The sequence below is a fragment of the Cupriavidus pauculus genome (assembly GCF_022179805.1).
Lineage (GTDB): Bacteria > Pseudomonadota > Gammaproteobacteria > Burkholderiales > Burkholderiaceae > Cupriavidus > Cupriavidus pauculus_E.
Genome location: NZ_BPUO01000012.1, coordinates 97,017 through 112,097 on the forward strand (window position 1 = coordinate 97,017; position 15,081 = coordinate 112,097).

Below are 15,081 nucleotides of genomic sequence, written 5' to 3' on the forward strand. Positions count from 1 at the left end.
GGCGGCACTGCAATCTGCCGTGCACGCATTCCGCATGGCAGAGCAACCTTCCGAGAGCTTGGGGTAGGCGGACGCCCTCCGTTGGACCGGCGACACATGCAAGAATTTGCGCAGGCCGGTTGACCAGACGATAATGTCGCGTCCGAATCTGACTTGGCAAGCAGCCGGGCCAGATTCAGGGCTTTCGCACATCGCCAAGCCGTCCGTCATCGCCCTCATGCAGTCCCATCAAGGTCTTCCGCGGCCCCAGCGTACCTGGGCAATCCTCACGGTGTTTTTCGGCCTGATCATGGCCGTGCTCGATGGCTCGATCGCCAACATCGCCCTCCCTTCGATCTCTCGTGACCTCAATAGCGATCCCGCCCGCACCATCTGGGTCGTGAACGCCTATCAGCTATCGGTCACGGTTTTCCTGCTACCGCTTTCGTCACTCGGGGAGATCCTGGGATACAAGCGCGTCTATCGCGTCGGACTGGCCACGTTCCTGATGGGGTCTATCCTTTGTGCGCTATCGCCCAACCTGCCAGTGCTGGTGGCGGCGCGGATCATCCAGGGTATCGGTGGCGCCGGCATCATGAGCGTCAATACCGCGCTGGTGCGCTATATCTATCCGCCGACCCGGCTCGGACGCGGCATCGGCCTGAATGCGCTGGTGGTTGGGGTGACCATTGCCATCGGGCCTTCACTGGGGGCGCTGATCCTGGCGATCGGTAACTGGCCCTGGCTATTTGCGATCAACATTCCCGTTGCCATCGGCGCGCTGGCAATTTCGCGCCGGGCATTGCCCGAGACGCCGCCGCAACCGCGCGCGTTCGACTATCCCAGCGCGGTGCTTTCCGCCGTGGTGATCAGCCTGTTCGTCCTGGGCGTGGACGGACTGGGACACGCGCCCTTGCGTATCGCGGGCTTGTGCGGACTGGTTCTGGCCATCGTGCTGGGCTGGCTGCTGGTACGCCGGCAGCACGGCCAGCCTGCCCCACTGGTGCCGGTGGATCTGTTTTCGAGCCGCGCCTTCACGCTGGCGGTCGGCACCTCGTTCTGCTCGTTCATGACGCAGATGCTGGCCTTTGTGTCGCTGCCCTTCTATCTGGAATATCAGCTCGGCCGCAGTCTGCAGGAAACCGGGCTGCTCATTACGCCGTGGCCATTGATGGTGGCGCTGATGGCCACCGTGTCGGGAAGATTGTCTGATCGCTATCCGGCGAGCATCCTGGCCGGTGCGGGATTGGTAATGCTGGCCAGCGGCCTGGTAGGCCTGGCCGTGCTGGGGTCCGATGCAGGCAGCCTGGACATTGCCTGGCGTACCGCACTCTGCGGCATTGGCTTTGGCTTCTTCCAATCGCCGAACAACCGCGCGATGATCAGTGCCACACCGCACGAACGCAGTGGCGGGGCAAGCGGGGCCCAAGCCACAACGCGACTGCTGGGACAAACCACCGGCACGGCCGTCGTGGCACTTCTATTCAGCCTCGATCAGGGCGACGCCGCGCGCACCGCGCTGTATGTGGCGGCAGCCGTGGCCACGACTGGCGCCGCCATCAGCTTCAGCCGGTTACGGGATCACTAGCCGAATGCGTCGACGGGTCAGCGCTGGGCACCCTTGTGCGGAAGCCCGAGGGCGCGTTCAAACCGTTCAATCGGTTCGATCCGCTCGATCCGTTCCAGCCACGTCTCCGCATCGCTCTGTTCGGGCAATGCCACGCTGCCATGGCCGTCGACGTCGCGAATATGGTTGTGATCGTCATCCACCGCGATCACGGTGCAGGCCGCCAGCGATGCACCGTGCACCGCCATGCCGCATCCCATGCGCCAGGTCGTAATCCGATCCTCGCAAAGGCCCATGCACCAGTTAAAAGACCGGGCAACGCGGCGTTCTGCCTGACGTCCCGCGCTGCCCGGAACCGCTACCGGTCCACTGGCGGGCCGGGTACTACCGGCGTGCTATCAGGCCGGACCCAGGTCGAGCCAGGGCTTGGAGTCGCCGGCAGACGTCGTCGTATAGGCGGGATCGCCCGGCTCCTGTTCCGCACCCACCCACCACTTGGCACGGTACATATGCACACTGGTAGCTGTGTGGTCACCTCGTCGCCACCGTTATAGGACCGCGCACCCCACGTGCCTTCGGTGTCCAAATTGCCGCCGGCACAGGATGTGCAGCACCGAAGTGGCATCGGTATCGCCGGTACCAGCCCGCCCCTTGGCCACCAGCGTGAACTGGATCGTGGTATCGCGGTCGACCACCGGCGCGTTGGCATTGACCGACACGACGACAATCCCGGCTCCGTCCACGCGAACATCAGCGGCGGCGGGCCGCTCGACTCGCTGGCCGAGAGCTGGATCGGTGCGCCGCTCTCGAACTGGTTGCGTACTGTGATGTGCGCCACCACCGAGGTGTCTGTCGACTCGCCCGGCACCAACGTGAGGAAGATGGCGCTTTGGTCCAATTCGGTACCGTCATTCGCGGTCAGCTTGATCCAGTAGTCGGTGGCCGTGGTCACGGACGGTGCTGTGCCCTCCACCAGTTCAGCAGTGCTGCCGTCGAAAGCCAGGTCGGGAGCGTCCCCGCTATACGTCAGCGCGTTATCGCCCGGGTCGAACGAGGCTCCGGCAGACAGCACGAACGGCGTGCCGGACTCCAGCATCACGGTGATACGCGATGTGGGCGGCTCCTGCGTGCGGGTCTTGATCACCAGCGTCTGGCTGGCCGTGGCCGACTTGTTATTGGCGTCGGTCACCGTGAGCGTGATCGTGTACGAGCGCGCCGCCTGCGGCAGCAGCTAGTGTCGCGCCTGCGGCGTGCCTTGCATCCGCTGGGGCTCGACACCTGCGTATCGGCAGTGCCCAAGGTGGGGAACCGCTTTCGTCAGCAGGCTGGCGCGGCGGCGCGCGCGCTCTGAGCGCTAAGCGCCGAAGGATACCCCCCGCTACTCGGCCTTGGCGCCCGATTCCTTGACCACCTTGGCCCACTTGGCGATCTCGGCGCGCTGATACTCAGCCAACTTCTCCGGCGTGCCAAGCACCGGGTCCAGGCCCAGTGTCTTGAGCTTGGCTTGGACATCGGGCTGGGTGAAGATGCGGTTCAGCTCGGTGTTGAGCTTGGCCACTACATCCTTCGGCGTATTGGCCGGGGCGAAGATCGCGAACCACGACGTGGCCTCGTAGCCAGGCAATCCCTGTTCCGCGATGGTGGGGATATCCGGCGCCGATGCCGACCGCTGCGCGCTGGTCACGCCGAGCGCGCGCAGCTTACCTTCCTTCACCACGGGCAGCGCCGACGGCAGGTTGTCGAACATCATCGTGATATGGCCACCGAGCAGGTCCGGAATGGCCATGGCGCGGCCCTTGTAGGGCACGTGCACGATCTTCGTTCCCGCCATCGTGTTGAACAGCTCGCCGGCCACGTGCAGCGAGGTGCCGACGCCCGGCGTGCCGAACGTCAGTTGTCCCGGTTTCGACTTGGCCAGCGCAATCAGCTCCTGCACGTTCTTCGCCAGCACCGACGGATGCACGACCAGCACGTTCGGCGTGGACGCCAGCAGGATCACGGGCACGAAGTCCTTGACCATGTCGTAGGGCATCTTGCTGTAGAGTGCCCCATTGATCGAATGGGTGCCCACCGTGCCCAGGGCCAGCGTGTAGCCGTCGGGCGCGGCGTGTGCCACCGCCTCGCCGCCGATGTTGCCGCCCGCGCCGGGCTTGTTGTCGACCACCACCGGCTGGCCCAGCGAGATTTTCTCGGAAAAGATGCGTGCCAGGATGTCCGGCGCACCACCGCTCGGAAATCCCACCACGATACGAATCGGCTTGGCGGGGTAGGCATCGGCCGCCTGCGCGGCGGGCAAGGCGCCAAGGGTGGCCGTAGCGACCAGCATTCCCAGCACAGCGCGGCGCCGGAACATTCGAGCACGCATCATTGTTATCTCCTGGATCGTTTTTATGACAAAACTAAAAAATGCGGCTACACGGCGATGTTGCCGAACTCCTTCGTGACCTGGTCGTGCAGCCGGCGCATGCCGCGCAGCCAGCGGTCATAGTCCTGGCCCTTGCGGCGGTAGTATTCCAGCACCTCCGGATGCGGCAGCACCAGGAAGCTTTCGGCCGCGATGCCTTCCAGCGTCTTCTCGGCAACATGCTCGGCGGTCACAGAGCCCTCTTGCAGGAAGCCCTTGCGCTCACCTTCCTCGCCGAACAGCATCTTGGTCTGCACGCCTTGCGGGCAGATACAGCTCACCTTGATGCCACGCTCGCCGTACGTGATCGACAGCCATTCAGCAAACCCGATCGCGGCGTGCTTGGTCACCGCATACGGTGCGGAGCCGATCTGCGACAGCAGCCCGGCGGCCGACACCGTGTTGACGAAGTAGCCATCGCCACGCTCCAGCATCTGCGGCAGCACCGCCTTGGCGGCGTGAATATGGGCCATCACGTTGATTTCCCAGATCCGCTGCCAGTCTTCGGCCGACGCTTCCAGTCCCTTGCGCAGGATGATGCCGGCATTCGAACAGAACACGTCCACCTGCCCGAAGCGTTGCGTGGCGGTGTCGACCAGGCCCTGCACGGCCGCGGCATCGGCCACATCCACGCGCTGCGAGAACACCTGGCACTGCGGCGCCGCGGCGGCAGCCTCGGCGGCCACCTGCGCGGCACCGGCCGCGTCGATATCTGCCACGGCCACGCCACGGGCACCCGCCTTGGCGAATGCCAGCACCAGTGCACGCCCGATGCCCGTGCCACCACCGGTCACAATCACGGTCCTGTTGCGAACTTCCATGAATCTCTCCTTCTCGTTTCCAAAATTCCGGTCACGCGGGTTGCCACAACCGCGTTGCAAGTGTGTCGGCCAGTTCACGAATGCGCGGCCCGAGGTTGCCTTCGAGCACCTCCGGCGACAGCCGCGTGGCCGCGCCGCCGATATTGAGCGATAGCACCTCTGAGCCATCGGCCAGCCGCACCGGCGCTGCCGCGCCGCTGACCGCGCGATCCCATTCTGCATGCGCCACGCAGAAGCCCCGGCGCGCGTGCTCGCGCATAGCGCGGTCCAGCTTGCTGCGCAGGCTTGGCCATCGGGCGCCATGCTGGCGTTCCAGTTCCGCGAGCACCGCCGCGCGCCTTGGTGCGGGCAGTCCGGCCAGCCAGGCGCGTCCGATGGCCGATGTCGCCATGGGCAGCCGCGACCCGGGCGTGAGCCGCATCACCAGTGCGCCGCGCGGCTGGCAGACCTCCAGGTACAGCATGTCGAAGTGGTCGGGCGCCGCCAGCGCCACGGTGCACCCTGTGGCAAATGCAAGAGACTGCATTAGCGGCTGGGCAATTTCGCGGATGCCCGCACCAGACAGATAGCGTTGTCCAGGCAGCATCGCGCCCTGCCCGATGCGGTACTTCTCCTGCTCTTCCACATAGACCAGGTAGCCGAGGCTGGTCAGCGTGTAGGTGAGCCGCGAGACGCTAGGTCGGGGAATACCCGTACGACGCGACAGTTCCGCGTTGCCCAGGAAGTCGTCATCGGGGCCGAATGCGCGCAGCAGTTCCAGCCCGCGCGCCAGCGCCGTGACAAAGTTGCGATCCTCGCCATCGAGCGGATGCGCGGTCTCGCCCAATACCAGGGCGGCATCCAGCGGCTGCGGAATCGAGGTCTTGCGCTTCATGTGCGATTGATATCAGTTTCCGTGCCCGGCGCGCCTTGCTATGTAGCGAAATCATTGGGGCCATACGCGCGGTAAATATGCCCCACGTCCATCGTCACCGAGCCACTTGCACGCTGAAATCAGGGAATTCACGGACGAAGCGAGGCCGTTTGCGGGAAGTCTATTTCGCTACGCGGAATACTATGTCCGATTGCTTGACGCTCGCTGAAACGCTATGCAAAGTCGCCGAAAACGAACGACCGTGCGAGAACGCGACACGGCGTCAGACACAGCGCGGGTGCCGTCACGGCACACCACCGCAAGGAGACAACGCATGGCACCGTTTTTCCAGCAGTTCCTCAATGGTTTGACACTGGGTGGCGTCTATAGCCTGGTGGCATTGGGGTTGACCCTTGTCTACGGCATCCTGCACGTGCCCAACTTCGCGCATGGCGCGTTGTACATGGCCGGCGCCTACGTGTCGTATTTCGCGATGACCACGCTCGGTCTGAACTACTGGCTGGCAATGCTGGGCGCCGCGGCCGTGGTGGCCGTGCTGTCGATGCTGGCCGATCGCCTGGTCTTCCATCCGCTGCGCAACGCGCCCGAGATCCACGACATGATCGCCGCCATCGGCATCCTGCTGTTTCTCGAAGCCGGCGCGCAGGCACTGTGGGGCGCCGACTTCCATCGCATGCCCACGCCGTATGGCCAGATGGTGGAAGTCTTCGGCCTTACCGCGCCGTTGCAGCGCCTGCTGATCATCGTGGCCGCGTTCGGTCTGATGGTGCTGCTGCACCTATTCCTCACGCGCACCGTCATCGGGTCCACGATCATGGCCATGGCGCAGAACCGCGAGGGCGCGGCGCTGGTCGGCATCGATGCCACGCGCGTCACGCTGCTGGTGTTCGCCATCTCCGGTGCGCTGGCCGCGATTGCCGCCACGCTCTACGCGCCGATCAACCTCGTGTATCCGAGCATGGGCAATTTGGTCATCACCAAAGCGTTCGTGATCATCATCCTGGGCGGCATGGGCAGCATTCCCGGCGCCATCGTCGGCGGGCTGATCATCGGCATGGCCGAGAGCTTCGGTGGGTTCTACGTCTCCACCGACTACAAGGACATCATCGCTTTCCTGCTGCTCGTGATCATCCTGTCGGTGCGTCCGCAGGGCCTGTTCGCCGGCAAGGCCGCCTGAGGAGGACACCGACATGAAAGCACTGCAAGGCAAGACGGGCTGGATGCTGCTGCTGGCCGCCGCCATCGCGTTTCCGCTGGCCGTTCCCAACAGCTACTTCCTGACCGTGATGACGCTGGCGTTCATCACCGCCATCGCCACGCTGGGCCTGAACCTGCTGACCGGCTACACCGGCCAGCTCAACCTCGCGCACGGCGGCTTCATGGCCATTGGCGCGTACACGCTGGGCATCCTCACCGTCGATCATCAGTTGCCGTTCTGGCTCGCGTTCGCGCTGTCCGGCGTGGTCTGCATGCTGCTGGGCGTGGTAATCGGCGTGGTGTCGCTGCGTCTGAAGGGCCACTACTTCTCGATCTTCACGCTCTGCGTGGGCTACATCATCTATCTCGTGATCGAGAAGTGGGAAGGTCTGACCCACGGCGCGGTGGGCCTGATCGGCATTCCGGTACCGGCCGCGATCGGCCCCATCACGTTCGACAGCGTGCAGGCGCAGTACTACCTGGTGCTGTTTTTCCTGGTCATCGGCACGTTCGTGATGCACCGCATCGTCGGCTCGCTGCTGGGCCGCAGCTTCATGGCCGTGCGCAACAGCGACGCGCTGGCCGAGGCGCTTGGCATCAACCTCATGCGCACCAAGGTGCTGTCGTTCGTGCTGTCGGTGGCCTATGCCGGCTTTGCCGGCGCGCTCTACGCCGGCCAGGTGCGTTTCCTGGGGCCGGACATCGCCCGCACCGACCTCACGTTCGACATGGTGATGTCGATGCTGGTGGGTGGCACGGGCACGCTGCTTGGGCCGCTGCTGGGCGCGGTGCTGGTGCCGTGGGTCACGCAGACGCTGCAGTTCCTGCAGGACTACCGCATGCTGGTGTTCGGGCCGGTGCTGATCCTGCTGATCATCTTCGTGCCGGACGGCATCGTCGGGTCGTACCTCAAGCGCCAGGCCCGCCGCGCCGCCGCGCAGCGCCGTGGCCAGATGGCCGCCGCACGCAACGCCCAACCAATCGCCACCACTCGCCCGGGAGCCGAGAATGCTTGAGATCCGCAACCTGACGAAGAAGTTTGGCGGCCTGACCGCAGTGCACGACGTCTCCGTGACGCTGGAGACGGGCCATATCAACGCCATCATCGGCCCCAACGGCGCGGGCAAGACCACGTTCTTCAACCTGATCGCCGGCACGCACGCGCCCACCTCGGGCCAGATCGTGTTCAAGGGCCAGGACGTGGCCGGGCTGCGCGCGGACCAGATCGCCCGGCTTGGCGTGGCCCGCACGTTTCAGGCCACGGCGCTGTTCGACCGCGCCACGGTGCTGGACAACCTGATCGTGGGCCACCGCCTGCGCACGCATTCCGGGCTGGCCGACGTGCTGTTCAACTCGCGTCGCCTGCGCGAGGAAGAAAAGCTGTGCCGCGAGAAAGCCGAGGCCGCGCTGGATTTCGTGGGCCTGTCGCATCTGGCGCATGAAGTGGCCGCCGACATCACGCAGGAAGCCCGCAAGCGTGTGGCCTTTGCGCTGGCGCTGACCACCGAACCCGACGTGCTGCTGCTCGACGAACCGGCCGGCGGCGTGAATCCCGAGGAAACCGTGGGCCTGGCCGAACTGATCCGTAAGATGGTGCGCCATGGCAAGACGGTCTGCCTGATCGAACACAAGATGGACATGATCATGCGGCTGGCCGACAAGATCATGGTGCTCAACTACGGCGAAAAGATTGCCGAGGGCACGCCCGCGCAGATCCAGCAGGACCCGCGCGTCATCGAAGCCTACCTGGGAGCCGACCATGTTGCAGCTTGAACGCGTCTCGCTGTCGTACGGCAGCTTCCGCGCGCTGGACAACATCACGCTGCACGCCAAACCCGGCGAACTCGTGGTGCTGCTGGGTGCCAACGGCGCCGGCAAGAGCTCGATCTTCCTGGCCATGAGCGGCATCCATCGCACCAGCGGCGGCAGCATGCGCTTTGACGGCCGCGAACTGGGCGGCATGAAGCCGTCGCAGATCGTGCAGGCCGGGCTGGTGCATTGCCCCGAGGGCCGCAAGCTGTTTCCGGCCATGACCGTGGAGAAGAACCTCACGCTTGGCGCCTACGTGCATCGGCGCGACCGCGCGGGCATCCGCAAGACGCTGGAAGAGGTCTACGAGATGTTTCCGATCCTGCGCCAGAAGAAGGACGATCCGGCCGGCTCGCTGTCGGGCGGACAACAGCAGATGGTGGCGCTGGGCCGCGCGCTGATGGGGCGGCCGCGCACGCTGCTGCTGGACGAACCTTCGCTGGGCCTGGCGCCGCTGGTGGTGAAGCAGATGTTCGAGGTGATCCAGCGCATCAACCGCGCCGGCACCACGGTGCTGCTGGCCGAACAGAACGCCTATGCGGCCCTGAGCATCGCCCACCGCGCCTATGTGATCGAAAGCGGCCGCATCGTGATGGAAGGCGACCGCGACACACTGCTGAAGGACGAAGGCGTGCGACGCGCGTACATCGGCGGTTGATTTGTGTTTGTGATTTTGTTTTTGTTTTGACTTTCTCCCCTCTCCCACCGGGAGAGGGGCGGGGGAGAGGGCAAGCGTTTCGTCCTGGCAAACGCTTCGACATAGCACAGGCCTGCCCTCACCCCCAACCCCTCTCCCGCGCCGCGGGAGAGGGGAGCTAGAAACAGCGAGATGGAAAAAGCGCAGTCATAAAATCCAAAGGAGACAGCACATGCAACACAAGACGTTGGGTCGTTTCTTCACGCTGGCCGCGTGCGCCGCGGCTGCCTGCATCGCATCGTCGCCGGCTCTGGCGCAGGAAGTGGTCAAGATCGGCTACACCGGTCCGCTGTCGGGCGGCGCCGCGCTGTATGGCAAGAACGTGCTGTCCGGCATCCAGATGGCCGTGGACGAGATCAATGCCAGCGGCCTGCAGGTCAGCGGCAAGAAGGTGAAGCTCGAAGTGGTGGCGCTGGACGACAAGTACGCGCCCGCCGAAGCCGCCATCAACGCGCGCCGCCTGGTGCAGCAGCACAAGACCCCGGCCGTGTTCGTGCCGCACTCGGGTGGCATCTTCGCGCTGCAGGCATTCAACGAGCAGGAGAAATTCCTGGTCATGGCCTATTCGAGCGTGCCGCGCATCACCGACGCCGGCAACAAGCTCACCATCCGCATCCCGCCGGCCTACACCGGCTACATCGAGCCGTTCATCAAGGCGCAGATGAAGCGCTACGGCAAGAACGTGGCGATGGTGCCGGCCGACCACGACTACGCCAAGGCATGGGTGCAGGCGTTCGTGCCGGCCTGGGAAGGTGCGGGTGGCAAGGTGGTGGGCAACATTCCGATGTCCTACACCAAAGCCACGGACTTCTATACCGGCGTCTCCCGTGCCATCGCGGAAAAGCCGGACGTGATGTTCGTGGGTGGCCCGTCCGAGCCGACGGCCCTGGTGGTCAAGCAGGCGCGCGAACTGGGCTTCAAGGGCGGCTTCATCATCATGGACCAGGCCAAGATGGATGAAATGGCCAAGATCACCAGCGGCCTGGGCATGCTGGAAGGCTCCATCGGCGTGATGCCGCTGGTCAACGATGCGCGTCCGGTGGCGCAGGCCTACAACGCCCGCTACAAGAAGCTGCACGACGGCCGCGATGCGACCACAGAAATGTCGCTGAACTACACCATGACCTGGGCGCTGGCCAATGCGATGAAGCTGGCCGGCACCACCACCGACGCCACCGCGATCCGCGCCAAGATGCCCGATGCCATGAAGGCACTGCCCAAGGACGTGAATCCGAACGAGGTCGAGGGCATCGACGCCAAGGGCGGCTCGGTGGCCGATACCGTGGTGGGCTGGGTGCAGAAGGGCAAGATCGAACCGGTGCGCCTGTCCGAACTGGCCAAGTAAGCACGGCAGTACCAGAGACCGGGAAAGAGCAAGAGAGAGAGAGAGAGGCGGAGGGGGCGTTACCCCGCTGGCGGGCAGCCAGCATCGAAGTGGCAGTCAACAAAAAAAATCGTAGTGGAGAGAAACGAAGGGCGTCCGGCACAACCGGACGCCCTTTGTCCTTCCCGAAGCCCCGTGCGTCAGCGCCGCTCTTCGTTGCGCGCCTGCTGCGCGCGTTGCTGTTGCTGCTGCTGGCGCTGCTGTTCCTGGCGCTGGTGGTCCTGCTGCTGGCGCTGCTGTTCCTGGAACTGCCGCTGCTGCTCCTGCGCCTGGCGCTGCTGGTGCTGTTGTTGTTGTTGCTGCTGTTGTTGCTGCTGTTGTTCCTGCACGCGCCGCTGCTGTTCCTGCATCTGGCGCTGTTGCTCCATCTGCTGCTGGCGCTGCATGGCCTGCTGCCGCTGCTGCTCGAACTGCTGACGCTGCTGTTCCTGGAACTGGCGGGCCTGCTCCAGTTGCTGCCGCTGGGCGGCCTGCTGGCGCTGCTGGTCCATCTGCTGGCGTTGCTGCTCCTGTAACTGCCGCTGCTGGTCCTGCGCCTGACGCTGCTGATCGAACTGCCGTTGACGATCCTGGGCCTGCCGCTGCATATCCTGCTGCTGCCGCTCCTGCGCCTGGCGCTGCTGCTGGTCGAACTGTCGCTGACGATCCTGGGCCTGCCGCTGCGTGTCCTGCTGCTGGCGTTCCTGGGCCTGGCGCTGCTGGTCGAACTGCCGCTGGCGATCCTGGGCCTGCCGCTGCAAATCCTGCTGCTGCCGCTCCTGGGCCTGGCGCTGCTGGTCGAACTGCTGGCGGTTCATCGCATCACGCCGCTGGTCGTCAAGCTGACGCTGCTGCTCGAACTGCTGGCGGCGCTGCAGGTCCTGCGTCTGCCGCTGCTGGTCCTGCATCTGGCGTTGCTGGTCGTTCATCTGCCGCTGCAGCGCCTGCTGTTGCTGGCGCTGCGCGTCCGCAGTCTGCCGTTGCTGGTCCTGCATCTGGCGTTGCTGCTCGAACTGCTGGCGCTGCGCATCGGACACACCGTTGCGCAGCGAGTCGCCCCGTTGCCCTGGTCCGCGTCCCGCCTGGGCGGCCTGGCTCATGCGCACATCGGGCTGCCAGGACATGCCCTGTGCCGGCTGCGGGTGGCGTCGTCCGTCGTCCCCGCGGTTGTTGCCACGGTTGTCCGCACCGGGCGCCGGACCGCGCCATGGCTGGCCCGCGCCGGCCGTTCCGCCCTCGCGGGCAAAACGGCGCGCCAGGTCGTCGGCGCCAACCCGTCCGGGCGGATGCGCCGCAATGGCCTGGCGGTCGAAACCCTGCCGCGCCATCGGCGGCACGCCGTGCGGCCGTGCATCGCCACCGATCAGGCTCGACTTGACCGGCGCGATGATCGGGCCGCCGCGATTCTCGCCCGCCGGGATATGGCGCCACTCGTCGCGGTAGCTGCCACGCGGTACGGGGCGGCCCTCGACGAAGTTGCGCGACGGCATGCCCGAGATCGCGCCCGGCACATTGCGGTTCACCCAGCGATCGCGGTCGCCGCCGCGCATCCACGTGTTGTTGACCGTGATGTTGTTGATACGCGTCACGTAGTGTGGGCTGGCCCGATACACAGGGCGGTACGTGTCACGCGGCCCCAGCGGATACCAGGCCACGCCCGGACCGCCGCCGATGCGGATCGATGTGCCGCCGATAAAGCCGACCACGGCCGGCACGTAGCAGGGCCGAACCGCCACCGGCCCCGGCACCCAGCCCCAACGGTTGCCGAAATGCGCCCAGCGCCCGTAGTGCGACGGCGCGAAGCCCCACGGCGCATCGTCGATCCACGTCCAGCCCCACGGCGCCACCCAGGCCCAGTGGCCCGCGCTGTACGGGGCCCAGCCGGCCGACACGGCGCGCGGAAACCACACCGCGCCGTAGCCGGGGTCCTGCTGCCAGTCGCCATAGTCGTCCAGCGCCGTGTAGCCGGTCATATCGGGCGGCACGTAGCGTGCGGACGGCGAGGCATCCTCACGCGCGTCGCGGGCCGCCGTCCATTGATCGAAACCGTCGGGGGGCGGATAGCTGCCCGGTCCCGCATCGGCCAGGTCGGTCCCGGCAAACCGCATGCGCTGGCCGCGGGTCAGTTCAACCGAGCGCGAATCGCCGTACAGCACGGCGCTGCCGTGCCGCATGGTCACGAGCGTGGTGGTGCCGTCGGGCGCGACGTCGATCCGGTAGTCACCGGGTTCGCGCGGCACGAAAGCCAGGTTCGGCGTATCTACCTCTACCTGCTGGTCGGCCGGCAGCGACCGCACGCGCAGTTGCAGCGAGCCCTGGGTCAGCTTGACCTGGGTCGCGCGGTCGTCAAGGTTCAGGATCGTGGCGGCCGTACCGCCGCCCAGACGCACCGCCGTGGTGCCGGCATGCAGTTCGGCGCGGCCGCCCGGGTCTACCCAGATGCGGTCGCCCGTGGTGAGCGGCCGGTTCAGCCCCACCGCCGCCCATTCGTCGGAGCCCGCCGGCGCGAAGCTGAGTCCGCCGGCCATGTCGGTGACAGTGGCGATGCGGGCTGGCGGATCGGCCGCCATCGCGGACGGATCGCCCAGCACGTTGGCATCGGCCAGGTCCTGCCCGGCATAGCCGGGTGGCACGCCGGGGTTGTAGCCCTGGCTGTAGCCGGGGTTGTAGTCCTGCGCCAGGGCCAGGCCCTGGGAAAACAGCGCGACCAGGGCCAGGGCGGCGGGCACACGCGCGAAACGATGACGGGGTTGCATGATCAATTACCTGAGTCCGGCGGGCCGTGCCGGCGACCATGGCGGCACGCACCCGCTTGCCACCGTATATCGGATAACGGCGGAAAGACCGATCTGTGCACCACACTTTGTAAGCACTTATTTCCGCGCCCACCCGCCACGGCTTGCGAGACAAAGGCGGATACAAATCTTGCAGATGACTGGGGAAATGGCCTCGATACGGGCCTGTTGGCGGCCAATGCTGCGTCGCAGCACCGCGCCTGGTACAAGCCCTAGCGCGGCTGGTTGCGCAGGAAGTCGGTCAGCCGGTCGGCCGGCATCGGGCGGCCGTAAAGATAGCCTTGCGCCTCCACGCAGCCGTTGGCCAGCAGGAAGTCGCGCTGTTCGCGGGTTTCCACGCCTTCGGCCACCACGCCGATCTGCAGGCTCTGGCCGACGCTGATCACCGACCGCACGATGGCGGCATCCACATTGTCCTGGGTGACGTTGCGGATAAACGACTGGTCGATCTTGAGCCGATCCACCGGGAAGGTCTTCAGGAAACTCAGCGACGCGTAGCCGGTGCCAAAGTCGTCGCACGTCAGCGTCACGCCATCGCGGCGCAACGCCTGGAGCTGGTCCGACACCTCGTCGCCCTGCTGCAGGGCGATGGTCTCGGTGATTTCGATCTCCAGACGGTCGGCCGGCAGCTCCAGCGCGCGCAACACGTGCCGAACCTCGGTCAACAGCCGGCTTTCGGCCAGTTGGGCCGCGAACAGGTTGATCGCCACGCGCGGCGCATCGGGAAACGTCAGCGACCATGCCCGGGCCTGGGCACAGGCCGTGTGCAGCAGCCACATGCCCACGTCGGCGGCCACGCTGCTGGCGGCCAGCGCGTCGATGAACGCGGCCGGCGTCAGCAGGCCCAGCGTGGGATGGCGCCAGCGCATCAGCGCCTCGGCCCCCACCACGCGGCCGTCGCGCAGGTCCACCTGCGGCTGGTACAGCAATTCAAACTGTCGTTGGGCGTAGGCTTCGCGCAACGCCTGGACGAGCGACAGGCGCGTCGTCACGTCGGTGCGCATCTGCGGCTTGAAGAACCGGATCGTGCGGCCGCCGTCGTGCTTGGCCCGGGCCAGCGCCAGGCTGGCCGCCGCCACCACGTCGGCCGTGGAATCGCCGCCGGCCGGCATCACGCAGGCGCCCAGGCTGGCCAGCACGTGGTGCCGGTTGCCATTGAGTTCGTAGGGAGCCGACAGCATCGACAGGATGGCTGCACTGACATGGCGCACCAGCGTCGGGTCGGAAATCGAGGTCAGCAGCACGCCGAATTCGTCGCCACCCACCCGGCCAACCACGGCATCGCGCGGCGAGGCGTCGCGCAGGCGGCGGGCCACGTGCTGGAGGATCGTGTCGCCTTCCAGATGGCCGTGCATGTCGTTGAACGCGCGAAAGTCGTCGATGCCCACCAGCAACAGGGCGAAACGGGGCGTCGCCTCGCCAAGAAGACGCGCCTCGACCCGCTTCAAGAATGCCTGGCGGACGACCACGCCGGTCAGCGGATCAAGATCCGCTGGCGGCAAGGCGCCAGTCGCCTGTGCCTCCGACTTGGCCACCATCCCTGCCCTATCAGTTGTGATGAACATGTTCCCCGCT

Annotated in this window: 14 protein-coding genes; 8 read left to right on the top strand and 6 right to left on the bottom strand. The window is 66.0% G+C overall.

Going from position 1 to position 15,081, the window contains the following annotated elements; translation table 11 throughout:
• Positions 1-217 precede the first annotated feature (217 nt).
• Positions 218-1,567 carry an MFS transporter gene (locus tag MFF62_RS22840; protein ID WP_238265388.1) on the top strand — a complete coding sequence of 450 codons (1,350 nt, stop codon included), beginning with the start codon at positions 218-220 and terminating at the stop codon, positions 1,565-1,567.
• A gap of 17 nt (positions 1,568-1,584) precedes the next feature.
• On the opposite strand, the gene MFF62_RS22845 is transcribed toward MFF62_RS22840, so the two are convergent.
• Entirely contained in the window at positions 1,585-1,794 is a 210-nt protein-coding gene (locus MFF62_RS22845) for a hypothetical protein (RefSeq protein ID WP_238265389.1), read from the bottom strand.
• Positions 1,795-2,124: 330 nt separating this feature from the next.
• On the opposite strand from MFF62_RS22845, the gene MFF62_RS22850 reads away from it, so the two are divergent.
• Together MFF62_RS22850 and MFF62_RS22855 are read left to right on the top strand one after the other, a co-directional pair.
• Positions 2,125-2,481, top strand: coding sequence for a hypothetical protein (locus MFF62_RS22850; protein WP_238265390.1), 357 nt, complete (start codon positions 2,125-2,127; stop codon positions 2,479-2,481).
• Positions 2,482-2,625: 144 nt separating this feature from the next.
• The gene (locus MFF62_RS22855; protein WP_238265391.1) at positions 2,626-2,781 is read left to right on the top strand and encodes a hypothetical protein; all 156 of its coding nucleotides are present in this window, start codon (positions 2,626-2,628) and stop codon (positions 2,779-2,781) included.
• 143 nt (positions 2,782-2,924) lie between these two features.
• Here the strand turns inward: MFF62_RS22855 and MFF62_RS22860 are convergent, their stop codons facing one another.
• From MFF62_RS22860 to MFF62_RS22870, 3 genes are read right to left on the bottom strand one after another with little or no spacing between them, the layout of a single operon-like run.
• Entirely contained in the window at positions 2,925-3,911 is a 987-nt protein-coding gene (locus tag MFF62_RS22860; RefSeq protein WP_238265452.1) for a tripartite tricarboxylate transporter substrate binding protein, read from the bottom strand.
• A 47-nt stretch (positions 3,912-3,958) separates the two neighbouring features.
• Positions 3,959-4,771 (bottom strand): SDR family oxidoreductase, encoded by an 813-nt coding sequence (locus MFF62_RS22865; RefSeq protein ID WP_238265392.1) that lies wholly within the window; start codon positions 4,769-4,771, stop codon positions 3,959-3,961.
• Between the two features lie 31 nt (positions 4,772-4,802).
• Positions 4,803-5,645 carry an IclR family transcriptional regulator gene (locus MFF62_RS22870; protein ID WP_238265393.1) on the bottom strand — a complete coding sequence of 281 codons (843 nt, stop codon included), beginning with the start codon at positions 5,643-5,645 and terminating at the stop codon, positions 4,803-4,805.
• 313 nt (positions 5,646-5,958) lie between these two features.
• Between MFF62_RS22870 and MFF62_RS22875 the strand changes: the two genes are divergently transcribed.
• From MFF62_RS22875 to MFF62_RS22895, 5 genes are all read left to right on the top strand, one after another.
• Entirely contained in the window at positions 5,959-6,822 is an 864-nt protein-coding gene (locus MFF62_RS22875) for a branched-chain amino acid ABC transporter permease (protein ID WP_238265394.1), read from the top strand.
• Between the two features lie 13 nt (positions 6,823-6,835).
• Positions 6,836-7,858, top strand: coding sequence for a branched-chain amino acid ABC transporter permease (locus MFF62_RS22880; RefSeq protein WP_238265395.1), 1,023 nt, complete (start codon positions 6,836-6,838; stop codon positions 7,856-7,858).
• Complete coding sequence (locus MFF62_RS22885) at positions 7,851-8,615, top strand: ABC transporter ATP-binding protein (protein WP_238265396.1); 765 nt, start codon at positions 7,851-7,853, stop codon at positions 8,613-8,615. Before MFF62_RS22880 ends, MFF62_RS22885 begins: the two co-directional genes overlap by 8 nt.
• Positions 8,602-9,309: an ABC transporter ATP-binding protein gene (locus tag MFF62_RS22890; protein WP_238265397.1), complete on the top strand. Its 708-nt coding sequence runs from the start codon at positions 8,602-8,604 to the stop codon at positions 9,307-9,309. Before MFF62_RS22885 ends, MFF62_RS22890 begins: the two co-directional genes overlap by 14 nt.
• A 211-nt stretch (positions 9,310-9,520) precedes the next feature.
• Positions 9,521-10,693, top strand: coding sequence for an ABC transporter substrate-binding protein (locus MFF62_RS22895; RefSeq protein WP_238265398.1), 1,173 nt, complete (start codon positions 9,521-9,523; stop codon positions 10,691-10,693).
• A 179-nt stretch (positions 10,694-10,872) separates the two neighbouring features.
• On the opposite strand, the gene MFF62_RS22900 is transcribed toward MFF62_RS22895, so the two are convergent.
• Positions 10,873-13,467, bottom strand: coding sequence for a DUF6600 domain-containing protein (locus MFF62_RS22900; RefSeq protein WP_238265399.1), 2,595 nt, complete (start codon positions 13,465-13,467; stop codon positions 10,873-10,875).
• A 251-nt stretch (positions 13,468-13,718) separates the two neighbouring features.
• Entirely contained in the window at positions 13,719-15,044 is a 1,326-nt protein-coding gene (locus MFF62_RS22905; protein ID WP_238265453.1) for a putative bifunctional diguanylate cyclase/phosphodiesterase, read from the bottom strand.
• Between the last annotated feature and the right edge of the window lie 37 nt (positions 15,045-15,081).

What these genes read in the sequence shown, in the direction of transcription:
- MFF62_RS22880 (WP_238265395.1), top strand. Translation starts at nt 6,836, where the DNA reads ATGAAAGCACTGCAAGGCAAGACGGGCTGGATGCTGCTGCTGGCCGCC.
- MFF62_RS22895 (WP_238265398.1), top strand. Translation starts at nt 9,521, where the DNA reads ATGCAACACAAGACGTTGGGTCGTTTCTTCACGCTGGCCGCGTGCGCC.
- MFF62_RS22890 (WP_238265397.1), top strand. Translation starts at nt 8,602, where the DNA reads ATGTTGCAGCTTGAACGCGTCTCGCTGTCGTACGGCAGCTTCCGCGCG.
- MFF62_RS22865 (WP_238265392.1), bottom strand. Translation starts at nt 4,771, where the DNA reads ATGGAAGTTCGCAACAGGACCGTGATTGTGACCGGTGGTGGCACGGGC.
- MFF62_RS22845 (WP_238265389.1), bottom strand. Translation starts at nt 1,794, where the DNA reads ATGGCGGTGCACGGTGCATCGCTGGCGGCCTGCACCGTGATCGCGGTG.
- MFF62_RS22885 (WP_238265396.1), top strand. Translation starts at nt 7,851, where the DNA reads ATGCTTGAGATCCGCAACCTGACGAAGAAGTTTGGCGGCCTGACCGCA.
- MFF62_RS22860 (WP_238265452.1), bottom strand. Translation starts at nt 3,911, where the DNA reads ATGCGTGCTCGAATGTTCCGGCGCCGCGCTGTGCTGGGAATGCTGGTC.
- MFF62_RS22840 (WP_238265388.1), top strand. Translation starts at nt 218, where the DNA reads ATGCAGTCCCATCAAGGTCTTCCGCGGCCCCAGCGTACCTGGGCAATC.
- MFF62_RS22870 (WP_238265393.1), bottom strand. Translation starts at nt 5,645, where the DNA reads ATGAAGCGCAAGACCTCGATTCCGCAGCCGCTGGATGCCGCCCTGGTA.
- MFF62_RS22900 (WP_238265399.1), bottom strand. Translation starts at nt 13,467, where the DNA reads ATGCAACCCCGTCATCGTTTCGCGCGTGTGCCCGCCGCCCTGGCCCTG.
- MFF62_RS22905 (WP_238265453.1), bottom strand. Translation starts at nt 15,044, where the DNA reads ATGGTGGCCAAGTCGGAGGCACAGGCGACTGGCGCCTTGCCGCCAGCG.
- MFF62_RS22875 (WP_238265394.1), top strand. Translation starts at nt 5,959, where the DNA reads ATGGCACCGTTTTTCCAGCAGTTCCTCAATGGTTTGACACTGGGTGGC.